Source organism: Citrobacter sp. MGH105 (assembly GCF_001037485.2).
Lineage (GTDB): Bacteria > Pseudomonadota > Gammaproteobacteria > Enterobacterales > Enterobacteriaceae > Citrobacter > Citrobacter portucalensis.
In genome coordinates, this window is the sequence record NZ_CP073048.1 from 1,897,811 (window position 1) to 1,918,126 (window position 20,316).

The 20,316-nt window shown below is 51.5% G+C and carries 18 protein-coding genes; all 18 read left to right on the plus strand.

Annotation, left to right across the window (positions count from 1 at the left end):
• The first annotated feature begins 2 nt into the window (after nucleotides 1-2).
• The 18 genes from wcaB (at nucleotide 3) to galF (ending at nucleotide 20,111) form a co-directional block, all read left to right on the plus strand.
• On the plus strand, nucleotides 3-491 hold the full coding sequence (wcaB, locus tag SK35_RS08850) for a colanic acid biosynthesis acetyltransferase WcaB (RefSeq protein WP_048215956.1): 489 nt from the start codon (nucleotides 3-5) through the stop codon (nucleotides 489-491).
• Nucleotides 488-1,705, plus strand: a complete 1,218-nt coding sequence (wcaC, locus tag SK35_RS08855; protein ID WP_048215957.1) for a colanic acid biosynthesis glycosyltransferase WcaC — start codon at nucleotides 488-490, stop codon at nucleotides 1,703-1,705. The genes wcaB and wcaC overlap by 4 nt, the downstream gene beginning before the upstream one ends.
• Nucleotides 1,680-2,897 carry a colanic acid polymerase WcaD gene (gene wcaD / locus SK35_RS08860; RefSeq protein WP_020996654.1) on the plus strand — a complete coding sequence of 406 codons (1,218 nt, stop codon included), beginning with the start codon at nucleotides 1,680-1,682 and terminating at the stop codon, nucleotides 2,895-2,897. Before wcaC ends, wcaD begins: the two co-directional genes overlap by 26 nt.
• 5 nt (nucleotides 2,898-2,902) lie before the next feature.
• Entirely contained in the window at nucleotides 2,903-3,649 is a 747-nt protein-coding gene (wcaE, locus tag SK35_RS08865) for a colanic acid biosynthesis glycosyltransferase WcaE (RefSeq protein ID WP_048215958.1), read from the plus strand.
• 9 nt (nucleotides 3,650-3,658) lie between these two features.
• On the plus strand, nucleotides 3,659-4,213 hold the full coding sequence (gene wcaF / locus SK35_RS08870; RefSeq protein ID WP_001153539.1) for a colanic acid biosynthesis acetyltransferase WcaF: 555 nt from the start codon (nucleotides 3,659-3,661) through the stop codon (nucleotides 4,211-4,213).
• A gap of 24 nt (nucleotides 4,214-4,237) precedes the next feature.
• Nucleotides 4,238-5,359 (plus strand): GDP-mannose 4,6-dehydratase, encoded by a 1,122-nt coding sequence (gmd, locus tag SK35_RS08875; protein ID WP_003036748.1) that lies wholly within the window; start codon nucleotides 4,238-4,240, stop codon nucleotides 5,357-5,359.
• Between the two features lie 2 nt (nucleotides 5,360-5,361).
• On the plus strand, nucleotides 5,362-6,327 hold the full coding sequence (gene fcl, locus SK35_RS08880; RefSeq protein ID WP_048215959.1) for a GDP-L-fucose synthase: 966 nt from the start codon (nucleotides 5,362-5,364) through the stop codon (nucleotides 6,325-6,327).
• A 2-nt stretch (nucleotides 6,328-6,329) separates the two neighbouring features.
• The gene (locus SK35_RS08885) at nucleotides 6,330-6,809 is read left to right on the plus strand and encodes a GDP-mannose mannosyl hydrolase (RefSeq protein WP_048215960.1); all 480 of its coding nucleotides are present in this window, start codon (nucleotides 6,330-6,332) and stop codon (nucleotides 6,807-6,809) included.
• Nucleotides 6,806-8,032, plus strand: coding sequence for a colanic acid biosynthesis fucosyltransferase WcaI (gene wcaI / locus SK35_RS08890; RefSeq protein ID WP_048215961.1), 1,227 nt, complete (start codon nucleotides 6,806-6,808; stop codon nucleotides 8,030-8,032). The genes SK35_RS08885 and wcaI overlap by 4 nt, the downstream gene beginning before the upstream one ends.
• Entirely contained in the window at nucleotides 8,032-9,468 is a 1,437-nt protein-coding gene (gene cpsB / locus SK35_RS08895) for a mannose-1-phosphate guanyltransferase (RefSeq protein WP_048216412.1), read from the plus strand. Before wcaI ends, cpsB begins: the two co-directional genes overlap by 1 nt.
• A gap of 135 nt (nucleotides 9,469-9,603) precedes the next feature.
• The gene (gene cpsG / locus SK35_RS08900; RefSeq protein ID WP_048215962.1) at nucleotides 9,604-10,974 is read left to right on the plus strand and encodes a colanic acid biosynthesis phosphomannomutase CpsG; all 1,371 of its coding nucleotides are present in this window, start codon (nucleotides 9,604-9,606) and stop codon (nucleotides 10,972-10,974) included.
• 54 nt (nucleotides 10,975-11,028) lie between these two features.
• Entirely contained in the window at nucleotides 11,029-12,423 is a 1,395-nt protein-coding gene (gene wcaJ / locus SK35_RS08905) for an undecaprenyl-phosphate glucose phosphotransferase (RefSeq protein ID WP_008785190.1), read from the plus strand.
• Between the two features lies 1 nt (nucleotide 12,424).
• On the plus strand, nucleotides 12,425-13,903 hold the full coding sequence (gene wzxC, locus SK35_RS08910; protein WP_048215963.1) for a colanic acid undecaprenyl disphosphate flippase WzxC: 1,479 nt from the start codon (nucleotides 12,425-12,427) through the stop codon (nucleotides 13,901-13,903).
• Between the two features lie 23 nt (nucleotides 13,904-13,926).
• Nucleotides 13,927-15,207: a colanic acid biosynthesis pyruvyl transferase WcaK gene (gene wcaK, locus SK35_RS08915; RefSeq protein WP_048215964.1), complete on the plus strand. Its 1,281-nt coding sequence runs from the start codon at nucleotides 13,927-13,929 to the stop codon at nucleotides 15,205-15,207.
• Nucleotides 15,204-16,424 (plus strand): colanic acid biosynthesis glycosyltransferase WcaL, encoded by a 1,221-nt coding sequence (gene wcaL / locus SK35_RS08920; protein WP_048215965.1) that lies wholly within the window; start codon nucleotides 15,204-15,206, stop codon nucleotides 16,422-16,424. Before wcaK ends, wcaL begins: the two co-directional genes overlap by 4 nt.
• 11 nt (nucleotides 16,425-16,435) lie before the next feature.
• On the plus strand, nucleotides 16,436-17,821 hold the full coding sequence (gene wcaM, locus SK35_RS08925; RefSeq protein WP_048215966.1) for a colanic acid biosynthesis protein WcaM: 1,386 nt from the start codon (nucleotides 16,436-16,438) through the stop codon (nucleotides 17,819-17,821).
• Nucleotides 17,822-17,978: 157 nt separating this feature from the next.
• Entirely contained in the window at nucleotides 17,979-18,974 is a 996-nt protein-coding gene (locus SK35_RS08930) for an SDR family oxidoreductase (RefSeq protein WP_048215967.1), read from the plus strand.
• 237 nt (nucleotides 18,975-19,211) lie between these two features.
• Nucleotides 19,212-20,111: a GalU regulator GalF gene (galF, locus tag SK35_RS08935; RefSeq protein WP_048215968.1), complete on the plus strand. Its 900-nt coding sequence runs from the start codon at nucleotides 19,212-19,214 to the stop codon at nucleotides 20,109-20,111.
• Nucleotides 20,112-20,316: the final 205 nt, after the last annotated feature.

Sequence of the window (20,316 nt, forward strand, 5' to 3'; positions counted from 1 at the left end):
TTATGCTGGAAGATTTACGCGCGAACGGCTGGAGTCTGCGCCCCTGCTGCATGGTGGTGGCCTATCGGATTGCCCATTTTTGCTCCGTCTGGCGTAAAAAAAATATCATAAACAACCTGTGGGCCGCCCCGGTGCTGGTGATGTACCGCCTTATCACCGAATGCCTGTTTGGCTATGAAATTCAGGCTGCTGCATCAATCGGTCGTCGTTTCACCATCCATCATGGCTATGGGGTGGTTATCAATAAACACGTGGTAGCGGGGGATGATTTTACCCTACGCCACGGCGTCACTATCGGCAATCTTGGCACCAACGATCCATCCTGTCCGGTCATCGGTAACGGCGTTGAGTTGGGGGCCAATGTCACTCTGCTCGGCGACGTTGCTATTGGCGATAACGTGACGATTGGCGCGGGGAGCGTCGTGGTGGATAGCGTTCCGGACAATACGCTGGTCGTGGGCGAGAAAGCACGGGTGAAGGTAATAAAATGAAGATATTACAGTTTAATGTGCGACTCGCAGAAGGTGGGGCGGCAGGCGTGGCGTTAGATTTGCATCTTCGCGCGCTGGAAAAAGGGCTGTCGTCGCGGTTTGTCTATGGCTATGGCAAAGGCGGTAAAAAAAGCGCCAGTCATGCGAATTACCCGCAGGTTATCAAATATACGCCGCGCCTGACGTCGGTGGCGAACATTGCGCTGTTTCGTTTCGCGAACCGCGACATGTTTGGCAATCTCAACAAGTTATATCGTGAAGTTACCCGCACCTCCGGCCCGCTGGTACTGCATTTTCATGTGTTGCACAGCTACTGGTTGAACCTGGAAGAGGTGGTGACCTTTTGCCAAAAAGTGAAGGCGCATAAACCGGATATCACTTTCGTCTGGACGCTGCACGATCACTGGAGCGTGACCGGGCGCTGTGCCTTTACCGATGGCTGCGAAGGCTGGAAAACGGGCTGTCAGAAATGCCCAACGCTCAGCAACTATCCGCCGGTAAAAGTCGATAAAGCCCATCAGCAGTTGCCCGGTAAGCGGCAGATGTTCCGTGCCATGCTGGCACTGGGCTGCCAGTTTATCTCGCCCAGTCAACATGTGGCCGACGCATTCAACAGCCTGTATGGCGTGGGACGCTGCCGCGTTATCAATAATGGCATTGATGTGGCAACCGAAGCCATTCTTGCCGAACTACCCGCGATGCCTGCGGAGAGCGGTCGGCCGAAAATTGCCGTGGTGGCTCATGACCTGCGCTATGACGGCAAAACCAGTCAACAACTGGTGCGAGCGATTAGCGCGCTTGGGGACAAAATTGAGCTGCATACCTTCGGCAAATTTTCGCCATTTGCGGGAGATAACGTCATCAACCACGGTTTTGAGAGCGATAAGCGCACGTTGATGAGTGCGCTTAACCAGATGGATGGACTGGTGTTCAGCTCCCGTGTCGATAACTACCCGCTGATTTTGTGTGAAGCGCTTTCCATCGGCGTACCGGTAATTGCCACGCACAGCGATGCCGCGCAGGAAGTGCTGGCTAAATCAGGCGGTAAAACGTTCAGCGAAGCGGACGTATTGCAGCTGGTGCAGCTGAAAAAATCAGACATTGCGCAGGCGGTATTTGACACGTCCCTTACCGCGTTCAGTCAACGCAGTCGGGTGGCATACAGTGGGCAACAGATGCTGGAGGAATATGTCTCGTTCTATCAGAATCTGTAGCTATCTGGTGCTACCGCTGCTTTATCTGCTGGTTAACGTCAAACTCGCCCAGCTTGGCGAGAGCTTCCCGATAACTATCGTCACCTTCTTACCCGTTCTGCTGTTGCTGTTTGTCGAGCGCATCAATATCAAAAAATTAATGATCGCGCTGGGGGTAGGGGGCGGGCTGACGGCGTTTAACTACCTGTTCGGTCAATCACTGGATGCCAGTAAGTACGTAACGTCAGCGATGCTGTTTGTTTATACCGTGGTGATCATTGGCATGGTGTGGAGTATTCGCTTCAAAACCATTTCACCGCATAACTACATTAAGATTTTGCGTTTTTTCTGGCTGGTGGTGGGACTGGTGGTGGGGTTAGCTGCGGTTGAAATGGCACAGATAATTCTCAGCGGCGGCAGCAGTTTAATGGAAGTTATTTCGAAATATCTTATTTACAGTAACAGCTATGTTCTGAACTTTATTAAGTTTGGTGGGAAACGTACCACTGCGCTCTATTTCGAACCGGCATTCTTCGCTCTGGCGTTAATCTCAATTTGGCTCAGTATCAAACAGTTTGGTATCAAAACACCTAAGTCCGATGCTATGATTCTGGCAGGGATAATATTATCAGGATCGTTTTCAGGAGTAATGACGTTTATTTTGTTTTATCTCCTGGAGTGGGCGTTCCAGTACCTGAATAAGGATGCGATAAAAAAGAAGCTACCGCTGGCGATAATCTCATTAAGCGTGTTTTTAGTTGGGGTGATATTTGCTTTTCCGTACATCGCAACGCGGCTTGGTGATTTAGGGACTGAAGGTTCGTCATCGTATTATCGTATCGTAGGGCCATTAGTGATGGTCGGTTATTCGTTACTGAACGTTGATGGCGTAGTGAGATTTGGCTCACTTTATGAATACGTCGCGTCATTCGGAATTTTTAACGGTGCAGATGTCGGTAAAACAATAGACAATGGTTTGTATCTGCTGATTATTTATTTTTCATGGTTCGCGGTGATATTAGCCCTGTGGTACATGGGGAAGGTCATGAAAATGATGATCAATGCGTTTGGCGATAATCAGAATTATCGGGTGCAGCTTTATCTTTTTACACCGTTGTCACTGTTTTTTACAGGTTCAGTATTTAGTCCGGAATACGCATTTTTAATTGTGTGTCCGTTTATATTGCGCAAGGCGCTGAATATCGCGAGGTAACTCACATGCTGCTCAGTATCATTACCGTCGCCTTTCGCAATCTGGAAGGGATCGTCAAAACTCACGCATCGCTGGCACATCTGGCGCAAGCGGGTGATATCAGTTTTGAGTGGATTGTTGTTGATGGCGGCTCCTCGGATGGTACGTCGGCGTTTCTTGAAGGGCTCTGTGGGGAACACCGGTTACGGTTTGTCAGCGAGCCGGATAACGGCATCTATGATGCGATGAACAAAGGCATCGCGATGGCGCGCGGGCGGTTCGCGCTGTTCCTCAACTCCGGGGATATTTTGCATGCGGACGCGGCACATTTTATCCGCCAGCTAAAAATGCAGAGCGACCAAACCATGGTCATTGGCGATGCGTTGCTGGATTTCGGCAATGGCAACAAAATTAAGCGCCGGGCAAAACCGGGTTGGTATATTTATCACAGCCTGCCCGCCAGTCATCAGGCGATATTCTTTCCGCTCTCAGGACTGAATGTCTGGCATTATGATTTGCAATATAAAATATCGTCTGATTACGCGTTGGCAGCCCAATTATACAAGTCCGGTTACGCTTTTAAAAAGTTGAGCGGATTGGTATCGGAGTTTTCTATGGGCGGAGTGTCAACGACGAATAATCTGGAATTGTGTCGGGATGCCAAAAAAGTACAGCGCCAGATATTACACATGCCAGGTTTTTGGACCGGTTTGTCAGAATATTTACGTCTGCGCACAACCGCTAAAACAAAAAACTTATATGGGAAAACGTAAGGGCATATTATGCAGGACTTAAGCGGATTTAAAGTGCCTGGAGGTTTTCGCGGCGGTGGTGCTATTAAAGTGCAATTATGGTGGGCGGTGCAAGCAACATTATTTCGCTGGTCACCGCAGGTCATGTATCGCTGGCGTGCGTTTTTATTACGAATGTTTGGTGCAAAAATAGGAAAAAACGTAGTCATTCGGCCTTCAGTAAAAATTACTTATCCGTGGAAATTAACCCTGGGAGATTATGCCTGGGTGGGTGACGACGCGGTTTTATATACGTTAGGTGATATTACGATTGGCGCCCATGCGGTTATTTCGCAAAAAAGTTATTTATGCACCGGGAGTCATGATTATGCCAGTCAACATTTTGATATTAACGCCACGCCGATTGTGGTTGGCGCTAAATGCTGGTTGGCGACAGATGTCTTTGTCGCGCCTGGCGTGACGATTGGCGATGGCACCGTCGTTGGAGCACGAAGCAGCGTATTTAAATCGCTGCCAGCAAATGTTGTTTGTCGGGGAAATCCCGCAGTAGTCACGCGCGAACGCGTCGAGAAAGTTACTCCCTGAGGGGATCACTGAAGAGGTTATAACATGTCAAAAGTCGCTCTCATTACTGGCGTAACCGGGCAGGATGGTTCTTACCTGGCAGAACTCCTGCTGGAAAAAGGGTACGAAGTACACGGTATTAAGCGTCGCGCTTCATCATTCAACACCGAACGTGTGGACCACATCTACCAGGATCCGCATTCAGGCAATCCCAAATTTCATCTGCACTATGGCGATTTGACCGACTCCTCCAACCTGACCCGTATTTTACAGGAAGTCCAACCGGATGAAGTCTATAACCTGGGCGCCATGAGCCACGTTGCGGTGTCGTTTGATTCACCGGAATACACCGCAGACGTTGATGCGATCGGCACCTTGCGTTTGCTGGAGGCGATCCGCTTCCTTGGTCTGGAGAAAAAGACCCGTTTTTATCAGGCGTCCACCTCTGAACTGTATGGTCTGGTACAGGAAATTCCACAGAAAGAGAGCACGCCGTTCTATCCGCGTTCACCGTATGCTGTTGCCAAGCTGTACGCCTACTGGATCACCGTCAACTACCGCGAGTCTTACGGGATGTATGCCTGTAACGGCATTCTGTTCAACCACGAATCTCCGCGCCGCGGCGAAACCTTTGTCACTCGCAAAATTACCCGGGCGATCGCCAACATCGCTCAGGGGCTGGAGTCTTGCCTGTACCTGGGCAACATGGATTCACTGCGCGACTGGGGGCATGCCAAAGATTACGTCAGGATGCAGTGGATGATGCTGCAGCAGGATAAGCCGGAAGATTTCGTGATTGCCACCGGCGTGCAGTATTCCGTGCGCCAGTTCGTGGAAATGGCGGCCGCTCAGTTGGGGATTAAATTGCGCTTTGAAGGCGAGGGCGTGAATGAGAAAGGCATCGTGGTTTCTGTGACCGGACACGATGCGCCGGGGGTGAAACCCGGGGATGTCATGATTGCCGTTGACCCGCGCTACTTCCGTCCGGCTGAGGTGGAAACGCTGCTGGGCGATCCGGCCAAAGCACATGAAAAACTGGGCTGGAAACCGGAAATCACGCTGCGCCAGATGATCTCGGAAATGGTTGCCAACGATCTTGATGCGGCGAAGAAACATTCCCTGCTCAAGTCGCACGGTTACGAGGTCGCCATCGCGCTGGAGTACTGAGGATGAAGACACAACGTATTTTTGTGGCGGGCCATCGCGGGATGGTGGGGGCCGCCATCGTCAGACAACTGGCTCAGCGAGATAACGTAGAACTGGTGCTGCGTACCCGCGACCAGCTTAATCTGCTGGACGCCGGTGCGGTGCAGGCGTTCTTTGCCGCTGAACGTATTGACCAGGTGTATCTGGCGGCGGCAAAAGTGGGGGGGATTGTGGCGAACAATACTTATCCTGCTGATTTTATTTATGAAAATATGATGATTGAGAGCAACATTATTCATGCAGCGCATCTGCATAACGTGAATAAACTGTTGTTCCTCGGGTCATCCTGTATTTATCCCAAACAAGCTACCCAGCCAATCGCCGAAAGTGAACTGTTGCAGGGGGCACTTGAACCGACCAATGAGCCGTATGCGATTGCCAAAATTGCCGGTATCAAGCTGTGCGAATCGTATAACCGACAGTATGGCCGTGATTATCGCTCGGTGATGCCGACCAATCTGTACGGACCGCATGACAACTTTCATCCGAGTAATTCGCATGTGATCCCGGCGCTGCTGCGCCGCTTTCATGAGGCTCGCGAGCAAAATACGCCGGATGTGGTGGTGTGGGGAAGCGGGACGCCAATGCGTGAATTTCTGCATGTCGACGATATGGCGGCGGCCAGTATCCACGTGATGGAGCTGGCTCAGGAAGTGTTGCAGGAATATACCCAACCAATGCTGTCGCATATCAACGTGGGCACCGGTGTGGACTGCACCATTCGTGAACTGGCCCAGACCATCGCACAGGTTGTGGGTTACAAGGGGCGCGTGGTGTTTGACGCCAGCAAACCGGACGGCACGCCGCGCAAATTACTCGATGTTACGCGTCTGCATCAGTTGGGCTGGTATCACGAGATATCTCTGGAAGCGGGGCTTGCCAGTACATATCAGTGGTTCCTTGAAAACCAGCAGCGTTACCGGGGGTAAGCATGTTTTTACGTCATGAGGATTTTGCCACCGTTGTACGTTCAACTCCGCTGATTTCCATCGATTTGATCGTGGAAAACGCCCAAGGCGAATTTCTGCTTGGCAAGCGCCTCAATCGTCCGGCGCAGGGGTACTGGTTCGTGCCCGGCGGTCGGGTGCAAAAAGATGAACCGTTGCGCGCGGCCTTTGAGCGGCTGACTGACGCTGAGCTGGGGTTACGTTTACCGCTGTCCGCTGCAGAGTTTTACGGGGTCTGGCAGCACTTCTATGACGACAACTTTTCCGGGGAAGATTTCTCAACGCATTACATCGTGCTGGGATTTCGTCTGCGGGTGTCGGAAAACGACCTGCAACTGCCTGATGTTCAACATGACGCGTACCGCTGGCTGACAATTGAAGAGATCCTGGCCAGTGACCACGTGCACGACAACAGCCGGGCTTACTTCTGTGAGAAGAGTCAGGCCGGAGTACCCGGGCTATGAAGATCCTTGTGTATGGCATCAACTATTCGCCGGAGTTGACCGGTATCGGTAAATACACCGGTGAAATGGTGGAGTGGATGGCGCAACAGGGGCATGACGTACGGGTGATCACTGCGCCGCCTTATTATCCGCAGTGGAAGGTCAACGGTCGCTATTCATCCTGGCGCTATCGTCGTGAAGAGGGCGATGCCATCGTCTGGCGTTGTCCGCTGTATGTGCCTGAGCAGCCTTCTACGCTCAAGCGCTTGCTGCATTTAGGCAGTTTTGCCCTGAGCAGTTTCTTCCCGCTGCTGGCGCAGCGCCGCTGGAAGCCGGATCGCATCATTGGGGTAGTGCCAACGCTGTTTTGTACGCCGGGCATGCGCCTGCTGGCGAAGCTGTCCGGGGCGCGCACGCTGCTGCATATTCAGGATTACGAAGTCGATGCCATGCTGGGGCTTGGCATGGCAGGCAAAGGCAAGCGTGGCGCGGTGGCAAAACTGGCCAGCGCCTTTGAGCGCAGTGGGCTGTTGAATATGGATCATATTTCGACCATTTCTCGCTCAATGATGAATAAAGCGCAGGAGAAGGGCGTTGATGCACAGAAGGTCATTTTCTTTCCGAACTGGTCAGAAGTAGCGCGCTTTCGTGACGTGAGCGACGCCGATGCTCTGGCGTTGCGCCAGCAACTGGGCTTGCCTGATGATAAAAAAATCATTCTCTACTCAGGCAATATCGGTGAAAAGCAAGGGCTGGAAAGTGTGATTGACGCAGCGGCCCTGTTGAGCGAACAGCCCTGGATGTTTGTGATTGTCGGGCAGGGCGGAGGTAAAGCACGGCTGGAGAGTATGTCTGGCGAACGCGGCCTGAACAATGTGAAGTTCTTTCCGCTGCAATCTTATGACGCGCTGCCTGCGTTGCTCAAGATGGCGGACTGTCATCTGGTGGTACAAAAGCGCGGTGCGGCGGATGCCGTATTGCCCTCCAAACTGACCAATATCCTCGCCGTTGGTGGTAACGCGGTGATTACCGCCGAACCTGAGACCGAGTTGGGGCAGCTGTGTGACGCTCACCCAGGCATCGCGGTGTGTGTCGAGCCTGAATCAGTGAGTGCGCTGGTTGGCGGGATTCAACAGGCGTTAACCATGCCAAAGATTAACACGGTGGCACGTGAGTATGCCGAACGCACGTTGGATAAAGAAAACGTGCTGAGCCAATTTATTGCAGATATTCGGGGTACATGATGAGTCAAAACAAACTCTTTCCGGTGGTGATGGCCGGTGGCTCGGGTAGCCGTTTATGGCCTCTGTCCCGCGTACTATATCCAAAGCAGTTTCTGTGCCTGAAAGGCGATCTCACCATGCTGCAGACAACGATTTGTCGTCTGAACGGTGTGGAGTGCGAAAGCCCGGTGGTTATCTGTAATGAACAACACCGTTTCATCGTGGCGGAACAGCTACGACAACTGCACAAGCTGACTGAGAATATTATTCTCGAACCCGCCGGGCGCAATACTGCACCGGCGATAGCGCTGGCCGCGCTGGCGGCAAAACGTCAAAGTCCGGGGGAAGATCCGCTGCTGTTGGTATTGGCGGCCGATCACATGATTGCCGATGAAGAGGCATTTCGAGAGGCGGTTCGCAATGCAATGTCGTATGCCAGCGCGGGTAAGCTGGTGACGTTTGGTATCGTGCCGGACCAGCCGGAGACCGGCTACGGCTATATACGTCGCGGCGAGGTTTCGCCGACCAATACCGACGCCGTGGCTTTTGAGGTGGCGCAGTTTGTTGAAAAGCCCAATCTGGAAACCGCGCAGGCTTACGTGGCGAGCGGCGACTACTACTGGAACAGCGGCATGTTTCTGTTCCGGGCCGGGCGCTATCTGGAAGAACTGAAAAAATATCGCTCCGACATTCTTGAGGCCTGCGAAAACGCCATGAGTACGGTTGATCCCGATCTCGATTTTATCCGCGTTGATGAACAGGCGTTTCTCGCCTGCCCGGAAGAGTCTGTGGACTATGCGGTAATGGAACGTACGGCCGATGCGGTGGTGATGCCCATGAACGCAGGCTGGAGCGATGTGGGCTCCTGGTCATCGCTGTGGGAAATCAGCGCCCATACCGCTGAAGGTAATGTGCATCATGGTGACGTCATTAGCCATAAAACGGAAAATAGCTACGTGTATGCCGAGTCTGGCCTGGTGACGACCGTCGGGGTGAAGGATCTGGTGGTGGTGCAGACCAAAGATGCGGTGCTGATCGCCGATCGCAACGCGGTGCAGGACGTCAAAAAAGTGGTGGAGCAAATTAAAGCTGACGGACGTCATGAGCACCATATTCACCGTGAAGTTTACCGTCCATGGGGCAAGTACGACTCTATTGATGCCGGAGACCGTTACCAGGTGAAGCGGATTACCGTTAAACCCGGTGAGGGATTGTCCGTGCAGATGCATCATCACCGGGCTGAACATTGGGTTGTGGTGGCTGGGACCGCGAAGGTGACAATCAATGATGACATCAAACTGCTCGCTGAAAACGAGTCTGTCTATATTCCGCTGGGGGCGACCCATTGTCTGGAGAACCCGGGGAAAATCCCGCTCGATCTGATTGAAGTGCGTTCCGGATCTTATCTCGATGAGGATGATGTGGTGCGGTTTGCGGACAGATACGGGCGTACCTGATGCCGGATGCGCTGCGCTTATCCAGCCTACAACACCGTAGGCCCGATAAGCGAAGCGCGCCGGGAAATGCATTTAACACTCATTAAAAGGCTCATTAAGAGTCAGGGCCTCCTGTTGCCTGAAGAAGGGTAAATCATGACGAAATTAACCTGTTTCAAAGCCTACGATATTCGCGGCAGGCTGGGCGAAGAGCTGAATGAAGATATCGCGTGGCGTATCGGCCGCGCTTATGGCGAGTTCCTGAAGCCTAAAACGATTGTCCTCGGCGGCGATGTGCGCCTGACCAGTGAGACGCTGAAGCTGGCGCTGGCGAAAGGACTACAGGACGCGGGGGTGGATGTGCTGGATATTGGCATGTCGGGCACCGAAGAGATTTATTTTGCCACTTTCCACCTGGGCATTGACGGCGGTATTGAAGTGACCGCCAGCCATAATCCGATGGATTACAACGGCATGAAGCTGGTGCGGGAAGGGGCACGGCCCATCAGCGGAGATACCGGTCTGCGCGACGTGCAGCGCCTGGCGGAAGCCAATGACTTCCCGATGGTTGATGAGACAAAACGTGGCCGCTACCAGCGCATTACTACCCGTGATGCCTACATTGACCACCTGCTGGGTTACATCAATCCCGCCAACCTGAAACCGATGAAGCTGGTGCTCAATTCCGGTAACGGCGCGGCAGGTCCGGTGGTTGACGCTATTGAAGCCCGTTTTAAGGCGCTGGGCGTGCCGGTCGAGTTCATCAAAATTCACAACACGCCGGATGGCAACTTCCCCAACGGTATTCCCAACCCTCTGCTGCCGGAGTGTCGGGCAGACACGCGTAACGCGGTGATTGAACACGGCGCGGATATGGGGATTGCCTTCGACGGTGATTTTGACCGCTGCTTCCTGTTCGATGAAAAAGGTCAGTTCATTGAGGGCTACTACATTGTCGGCCTGCTGGCGGAAGCGTTTCTGGAGAAGAATCCGGGGGCGAAAATTATCCACGACCCACGCCTGTCCTGGAACACCGTGGATGTGGTGACGGCGGCAGGCGGTAAACCGGTGATGTCTAAAACCGGGCACGCGTTTATCAAAGAGCTGATGCGCCATGAAGATGCCATTTATGGTGGCGAAATGAGCGCGCACCACTATTTCCGCGATTTTGCCTATTGCGACAGCGGAATGATCCCGTGGCTGCTGGTGGCGGAACTGCTGTGTCTGAAAGGACAGTCGCTGGGCGAACTGGTCCGTGACCGGATGGTGGCCTACCCGGCGAGTGGTGAAATAAACAGTACGCTGGCAGAGCCGACGGCAGCGATTGCGCGCGTGGAGCAGCATTTTTCTCGTGAGGCGCTGTCGGTGGACAGAACGGACGGTATCAGCATGTCGTTTGTCGACTGGCGCTTCAATTTACGCTCTTCCAATACCGAACCGGTGGTGCGCCTGAACGTGGAATCGCGCGGAGATATTCCGTTGATGGAAGCGCGAACGCGCACTCTTCTGGCGTTACTAAATCAGTAATGCTGGTGCTTCCTTTGCCCGATTCTGGGCAAAGGGTGACTAACAGGAACCACGATGACACATCTAAAGAAGCGCGAGCGCGCCAAAACCAATGCGTCGTTAATTTCGATGGTACAACGCTTTTCAGATATCACCATCATGTTTGGCGGGTTGTGGGTAATCTGCGAATTAAGCGGTTTGCCTTTCCTGTACATGCACCTGCTGGTGGCGCTGATCACGCTGGTCGTTTTTCAGATGCTCGGTGGCATAACGGATTTTTATCGCTCCTGGCGCGGTGTCAAAATTTCCACTGAGCTGGTGCTGTTGCTGCAAAACTGGACGCTGAGTCTGATTTTTTGCGCAGGTCTGATCGCCTTTAATAACGATTTTGATAACCGTCTCGCCGTCTGGCTGGCGTGGTATCTGCTATCCAGTGTTGGCCTGGTGTTGAGCCGTTCGTTTATTCGCTACGGCGCGGGATGGTTGCGTAATCGCGGGTATAACACTCGCCGGGTGGCGGTGGCAGGGGACCTGCCCGCCGGACAAATGCTATTGGACAGCTTTCGCCATGAACCGTGGCTGGGATTTGAAGTGGCAGGGGTCTATCACGATCCTATCCCTGGAAAAAACTCCCGCGACTGGGCCGGTAATCTGCAACAACTGGTGGACGACGCCAAAGCCTCTCGTATTCATAACGTTTATATCGCCATGTCGATGAGCGATGGCGCTAGCGTCAAAAAACTGGTTCGCGAGCTGGCCGATACCACCTGTTCAGTGATCCTTATTCCTGATGTCTTTACCTTCAACATTCTGCATTCACGGATTGAAGAGATGAATGGCGTTCCGGTGGTGCCGTTGTATGACACGCCGCTCTCGGGGATTAATCGCCTGTTGAAACGCGCGGAAGATATCGTGCTGGCTTCGCTGATCCTGCTGCTTATTTCTCCGGTGCTGTGTGGCATAGCGCTACTGGTAAAACTGACCTCCAAAGGTCCGGTGATTTTCCGCCAGACCCGTTACGGCATGGATGGGAAGCCGATCAAAGTCTGGAAATTTCGCTCGATGAAAGTGATGGAAAACGACGCGGTGGTGACGCAGGCGACGCAAAACGATCCGCGCGTTACCCCTGTGGGGAATTTCCTGCGCCGAACGTCACTCGATGAACTGCCGCAGTTTATTAACGTGCTGACCGGGGGCATGTCTATTGTTGGGCCACGCCCGCATGCGGTGGCGCATAACGAACAGTACCGCCAGCTGATCGAGGGGTACATGTTACGCCATAAGGTGAAACCGGGTATTACCGGCTGGGCGCAAATCAACGGCTGGCGCGGTGAAACCGATACGCTGGAAAAAATGGAAAAACGTGTGGAGTTTGACCTCGAATACATTCGCGAGTGGAGCGTGTGGTTCGATATCAAAATTGTTTTTCTGACGGTATTCAAAGGCTTTGTCAACAAAGCGGCGTATTAACATGAGCTTACGAGAAAAAACGCTGAACGGCGCAAAGTGGTCGGCGATTGCCACGGTGATCATCATTGGTCTGGGGCTTATCCAGATGACCGTACTGGCACGGATTATTGATAACCACCAGTTCGGGTTGTTAACCGTGGCGCTGGTGATCATCGCGCTGGCAGATACGTTGTCTGACTTTGGTATCGCCAACTCAATTATTCAGCGCAAAGAGATTGGCTATCTTGAACTGACCACGCTGTACTGGCTCAACGTTGGGTTGGGTATCGTGGTATGCGTGGCGATGTTTCTACTGAGCGAGACGATTGCCAGCGTACTTAATAACCCAGAACTGGCACCGCTCATCAAAACGTTATCGCTGGCGTTTGTGGTGATACCGCACGGGCAGCAGTTTCGCGCGCTGATGCAAAAAGAGCTGGCCTTCAACAAAATTGGCATGATTGAAACCAGTTCGGTACTGGCCGGTTTTACCTTTACCGTAGTCAGCGCCCATTTCTGGCCGCTCGCACTGACGGCCATTCTCGGGTATCTGGTAAACAGTACGCTACGTACGCTGCTGTTCGGCTATTTTGGTCGCCGGATTTACCGTCCGGGGCTGCATTTTTCGCTGGCATCCGTTTCGTCGAATCTGCGTTTTGGTGCGTGGCTGACGGCAGACAGCATCATCAATTACATCAATACCAACCTTTCCACGCTGGTTTTGGCCCGCACGTTGGGAGCTGGCGTGGCGGGTGGATTCAATCTCGCCTGGAATGTGGCGGTTGTCCCCCCGATCAAACTGAACCCGATTATCACCCGCGTGCTGTTTCCGGCGTTTGCCAAAATCCAGGACGACAGTGAAAAGCTACGGGTGAATTTTTACAAGCTGCTGTCGGTGGTTGGGATTATCAACTTCCCGGCGCTACTGGGACTGATGGTGATATCGAATAACGTGGTGCCACTGGTATTTGGCGAGAAGTGGAATGGCATTATCCCCATCCTGCAACTGCTGTGCATTGTTGGGCTGCTGCGCTCGGTGGGGAACCCGATCGGTTCACTGCTGATGGCGAAGGCGCGGGTCGATATCAGCTTTAAATTCAATGTGTTCAAAACCTTTCTGTTTATTCCCGCCATTTTCATCGGTGGACATCTGGCCGGAGCGATTGGCGTGACGCTGGGCTTTTTGCTGGTCCAGGTGATTAACACCGTCCTCAGCTATTTCGTGATGATTAAACCTGTTCTTGGCTCCAGCTACCGCCAGTACATGCTCAGTCTTTGGCTGCCGTTGTATCTCTCCTTGCCAACCCTTGTAGTGGGCTATGCGCTGGGCGTAATGCTGCATGACCAGCTGTCGTTGGGCGTGTTGTTGGGGAGCCAGATAGCGGCAGGGGCGCTGGCGTTTGCGCTAATGATGGTGCTGTCGCGTCATCCGCTGGTGGTGGAAATAAAACGCCAGCTCTGTCGCAGTGAAAAAATGAAAACCTTGCTCCGTGCAGGATAAGAACAACGCTTTAAGAGGTCAAAATGAAACTATTAATTTTGGGCAACCATACCTGCGGGAACCGAGGGGATAGCGCGATCCTGCGCGGTTTGCTGGATGCCATTAACGCGTTGCGTCCCGAGACTGAAGTGGATGTTATGAGCCGTTACCCAGTGAGCTCCTCATGGTTACTGAACCGCCCGGTGATGGGCGATCCGCTGTATTCGCAGATGAAGCAACACAACAACGCAGCGGGTGTTATGGGGCGCGTGAAGAAAGTGCTGCGTCGTCGCTATCAGCACCAGGTACTGCTCTCGCGTGTTACCGACTCCGGTAATCTGCGCAATATCGCTATCGCCCAGGGCTTTACCGATTTTGTTCGTTTGTTGTCGCGCTATGACGCCATCATCCAGGTCGGCGGATCGTTCTTTGTCGATCTGTATGGTGTGCCGCAGTTTGAACATGCGTTGTGTTCGTTTATGGCAAAAAAACCGCTGTACATGATTGGTCATAGCGTGGGGCCATTCCAGGATGAGCAGTTTAATCAACTGGCGAACTACGTGTTTGGCCACTGTAATGCATTGATTTTACGTGAATCCGTCAGTCTGGATCTGATGAAGCGCAGCGCAATTACCACGGATAAAGTCGAAACAGGCGTAGATACGGCCTGGCTTGTCGACAATCATCATGAGGATTTTGAGCCAGGTTATGCGGTACAGCACTGGTTAGACATGGCGGCTAAACAGAAGACCGTTGCCATTACATTGCGCGAGCTGGCGCCTTTTGATAAGCGTCTGGGGACAACGCAGCAGGCCTATGAGCAAGCCTTTGCCGGGGTAGTGAACCGCATACTCGACGAAGGTTACCAGGTGATAGCGCTGTCAACCTGCACCGGTATTGATAGTTACAACAAAGATGATCGCATGGTGGCGTTAAACCTGCGCCAGTATGTTAACGACCCGGCCCGATATCATGTGGTGATGGATGAACTTAACGATCTGGAGATGGGGAAGATTCTGGGGGCATGCGATCTGACGGTGGGGACTCGGTTGCACTCGGCCATTATCTCGATGAATTTTATGACGCCAGCCATCGCCATTAACTACGAGCATAAATCGGCAGGGATCATGCAACAGTTGGGGTTGCCGGAGATGGCTGTCGATATTCGCCATCTGCTCGATGGCAGCCTGGAAGGAAAGGTCGCCGATACCCTCGGACAGCTACCTGAACTGAACATACGGCTTGGGGATGCTGTGACACGCGAACGCGAACGCGGGGTACGCATGGTGCAGTCGGTTTTAACGCGTATTGAGGGGGAAAAATGAAGATTGGCTTTTTCCTGCTTAAATTTCCGCTCTCTTCTGAGACCTTTGTACTCAATCAGATAACCGCATTTATCGATATGGGCTACGACGTGGAGATTGTCGCTTTGCAGAAGGGCGATCTTGAAAATACGCATGCCTCATTTAATACCTACCGGCTGGGTGAAAAAACGCGCTGGTTGCTGAATGAACCGGAAAGCAAACTGGCGAAGCTGAAATATAGGGCCGCGGCGGCTCTGCACGGTCTCACCCGCGCAGCGACCTGGAAAGCGCTTAATGTTGCACGCTATGGCGAAGAAGCGCGCAATCTGATTTTGGCGGCCATTTGCGGTGGGAATCCGCGGGGGTTTGAAGCGGATGTCTTTATTGCTCATTTTGGGCCAGCAGGCGTAACGGCCGCCAAGCTGCGTGAGCTTGGGATGATCCGCGGAAAAATCGCTACGGTATTTCACGGCGTCGATGTTTCGCATCGGGATGTGCTTACCCGCTATACCCCTGAGTATCAGCAGCTGTTTCAACGTGGAGATTTGATGTTACCCATCAGCAATCTCTGGGCCGGACGTTTAAAAAACATGGGATGCCCGCCGCATAAAATCGCGGTTTCGCGTATGGGTATCGACATGACGCGTTTTACCCCTCGCCAACTGAAAGCACCAGCTGCAGCGCTGGAAATTATCTCTGTCGCCCGGTTAACCGAGAAAAAAGGACTGCACGTCGCCATCGAAGCTTGTCGTCAGTTAAAAGAGCAGGGCGTTTCATTTCGTTATCGCATTCTGGGTATAGGCCCTTGGGAGCGTCGTTTACGCACACTGATCGAGCAATATCAACTCGATGACGTGATTGAGATGCCCGGCTTTAAGCCCAGCCATCAGGTAAAGGAGATGCTTGAGCAGGCGGATGTATTTTTGCTGCCGTCGATTACCGGAAGAGACGGCGATATGGAGGGGATCCCGGTGGCGCTGATGGAGGCGATGGCGGTAGGTATACCGGTAATTTCTACTGTCCACAGTGGGATCCCTGAGCTGGTTGAGTCGGGTAAATCTGGCTGGCTGGCACCGGAAAACGATGCGCAGGCACTGGCAGAGCGTTTAGCGGCATTTAGCCTGCTCGACAGTGAGCAGGTACAGCCGATTGTGCAGTGTGCGCGAGAAAAAATTGAAACTGAATTTAATCAGTTAGCGATCAATAAACAGTTAGCCAGTCTGCTGCAAACGATGTAAATCGAGGCCGTATGTCAGAGAACAAACTCTCACGCCGTACTTTTCTGACGGCAGGCTCTGCGCTTGTCGTACTGCATTCTCCCGTTGTCCGGGCGCTTGAATCATCGGACAGTGTCAACATTCAGAATTACAACCCAAAGGATTGGGTCGCTTCTTTCAGGCAGGCGTTCAAAGAAGGACAAACGGTAGTCGTACCCAAAGAACTGGAATGCAAGGATCTCAATACCGCTATCGTTATTCCGCCTGGCAAAACGCTACACCTGCAAGGCAGAATCAGCGGCAATGGCCGTGGTCGCTTTGTTCTGCAGGATGGATGTAAGGTGATGGGCGATCAGGGCGGGAGCCTGAGAAACGTTACTCTCGATGTGCGCGGTTCGGATTGCGTGATAAAAGGGATTGCCATGAGTGGTTTCGGGCCAGTGACGCAAATCTATATCGGCGGCAAAACACCGAGGCTGATGCGCAATCTGACTATTCAGGATATTACCGTCACGCGCGCTAACTATGGGATCCTGCGTCAGGGCTTTCATAACCGGATGGATGGCGTAAAGATTACAAACTGCCGTTTTAGCGATCTACAGGGAGATGCCATTGAGTGGAATGTGGCGATCAACGACAGCAACATCCTCATTTCTGACCATGTCATTGAACGTATTAACTGTACCAATGGCAACGTGAACTGGGGCATCGGCATCGGACTGGCGGGCAGTACCTATGACAATACCTATCCCGATGAGCTGGCGGTAAAAAACTTTGTGGTGGCGAATATCACCGGTACCGACTGTCGACAGCTAGTTCATGTAGAGAACGGCAAACATTTTATCATTCGTAATATCACTGCACGAAATATTACCCCAGATTTTAGTAAGAAAGCAGGCATTGATAATGCGACGGTCGCTATTTATGGCTGCGATAATTTCGTGATTGATAATATCAATATGGAAAATAGCGCAGGTATGCTCATTGGCTACGGTGTTATTAAAGGACGATATTTATCCATTCCGCAGAACTTTAAGTTAAATAATATCCATCTGGATAACACGAAACTTGAATATAAATTACGCGGCATTCAGATCTCATCAGGTAATGCAACGTCGTTCGTGGCCATTACCAACGTTGAGATGAAGCGAGCCACGCTTGAGTTGCACAACCAACCGCAGCATCTTTTTTTACGTAACATCAGAGTGATGCAGCAATCCGCAACAGGACCCGCGCTCAAGATGCAATTCGATCTACGCCAGGATGTGCGCGGCAAGTTTATGGCTAAGCAGGACACCTTGCTATCACTGGCGAATATCCATGCGGTAAACGAAAGCGGGCAAAGTTCAGTTGACATTGACCGGGTAAACCATCAGGTGGTGAATGTCGAAGCGGTGAATTTTCGGCTACCGGGGTAGGGGAGGTAACCCCACTATATTCTTACTGGATATCATTGGCTAAAAGATTATAATCACCCAATTACTGTTAAAGCTGGGGCTGGGCAGCATTGACTACTCAGGGAAGACGCTCATCTTTATCATATGTTTCTTGTGTTACGAACAGACAAAGTGATTTATGAACGATAAAGTTTTGCTCATCGGTGCCTCCGGATTCGTGGGGACCAGACTCCTGGAGACGGCTGTTGCGGATTTTGATATCAAGAATCTGGATAAACAGCAGAGTCATTTCTATCCGCAAATCACGCAAATCGGTGATGTTCGCGACCAACAAGTTCTGGATCAGGCGCTGTCAGGCTATGATACAGTAGTGTTGCTAGCGGCTGAACACCGTGATGATGTCAGTCCTACTTCACTCTACTATGATGTGAATGTTCAGGGGACGCGCAATGTATTGGCCGCTATGGAGAAAAATGATGTTAAGAACATCATTTTCACCAGTTCTGTTGCGGTCTATGGCCTGAACAAAACCAACCCTGATGAAAATCATCCTCACGATCCCTTCAACCACTACGGTAAAAGCAAGTGGCAAGCGGAAGAGGTTCTTCGTGAATGGCATGCTAAAGCGCCTGATGATCGTTCGCTGACTATCATTCGTCCAACTGTTATCTTTGGCGAACGCAACCGCGGCAACGTTTATAATCTGCTGAAGCAGATCGCTGGCGGTAAGTTTATGATGGTTGGGGCTGGTACGAATTATAAATCAATGGCTTATGTGGGTAATATTGTTGAGTTTATCAAGTATAAACTGAAGAATGTGACTGCTGGTTATGAGGTTTATAATTACGTTGATAAACCTGATCTGAATATGAATCAACTGGTTACCGAAGTTGAACAGAGCTTAAGTAAAAAAATCCCCTCAGCACACTTACCTTACGCTTTAGGCATGTTAGGTGGCTATTGCTTTGATATTTTGGGTAAAGTGACCGGCAAAAAATATGCTGTTAGCTCTGTGCGCGTGAAGAAGTTCTGTGCCACCACACAGTTTGATGCAACGAAAGTCCACTCATCCGGTTTTGTCGCACCTTATACATTGTCTCAGGGGCTGGATCGCACTTTGAAATACGAATTTTTGCACGATAAGAAAGATGACATTACGTTTGTCTCTGAGTGATTGTTGTTTGTAGAGTGCCAGGGGCTTAGTTAACTTCGATTTTTCGGAAATGCTATAAAACTGACGAGATGAGTTCGTTTCCGAGGAATCCGAGTTCACCTTGGCGCTGGTGAAGTGTAGAGTTTGCATTCGGTTTACCTTAACCTGGTTATTTCGTGTTAAGGATGGAGCCAGCAATACTGGCTAACGTACGGCTAAAGTCTATACTTTATCAGCCGTTAAGAGGTAGGAGAGAGAATGACTAATTTGAAAGCAGTTATCCCGGTAGCGGGCTTGGGGATGCACATGTTGCCGGCCACAAAGGCAATCCCAAAAGAGATGCTACCGATCGTTGACAAGCCGATGATTCAATACATTGTCGACGAGATTGTAGCTGCAGGCATCAAAGAAATCGTTCTGGTGACTCACGCGTCTAAGAACGCGGTTGAGAACCACTTCGACACCTCTTACGAACTCGAATCGTTGCTTGAGCAGCGTGTTAAGCGCCAGCTATTAGCCGAGGTGCAGTCTATCTGTCCGCCTGGCGTGACTATCATGAACGTTCGTCAGGCTCAGCTGCTGGGGCTGGGTCATTCAATTCTCTGTGCTCGCCCAATCGTTGGGGATAACCCGTTCGTCGTCGTGTTACCAGATGTCGTTCTTGATACCGCGAGTGCGGACCCTCTGCGTTACAACCTGGCTGCCATGGTTGCACGCTTCAATGAAACCGGGCGTAGTCAGGTACTGGCTAAACGCATGGAAGGCGATCTGTCCGAGTACTCTGTTATTCAGACCAAAGAGCCTTTAGACAACGAAGGTAAAGTCAGCCGCATCGTTGAGTTCATCGAAAAACCAGACCAACCGCAGACTCTTGATTCCGATCTGATGGCCGTAGGCCGCTATGTGCTGTCTGCTGATATTTGGGCAGAATTAGAGCATACCCAACCAGGTGCCTGGGGACGTATTCAGTTGACGGATGCCATTGCGGAATTGGCTAAAAAACAGTCTGTTGACGCTACGTTGATGACCGGCGACAGCTACGACTGTGGTAAAAAGATGGGCTACATGCAGGCGTTTGTTAAGTATGGGTTGCGGAATCTGAAAGAAGGGCAAAATTTTCATAAAAGCATAATGAAATGTTTAGAAAAAAAAATCTAATCTTTTTATATGACTAAATAAAAAGCACAGCGATAGCATATTAGTCATTATAGGTAACAAGATATTAAGTAATCGATGGCATTAACATACATATGGTTTTGTTAATGCCAGTTAAATAACAAGCATATATTATAAGATGTAATTACTAGTGGTATATGTTAATTTAAAAATTTTAGTGCACTGGTAGCTGATAAGCCAGGGGCGG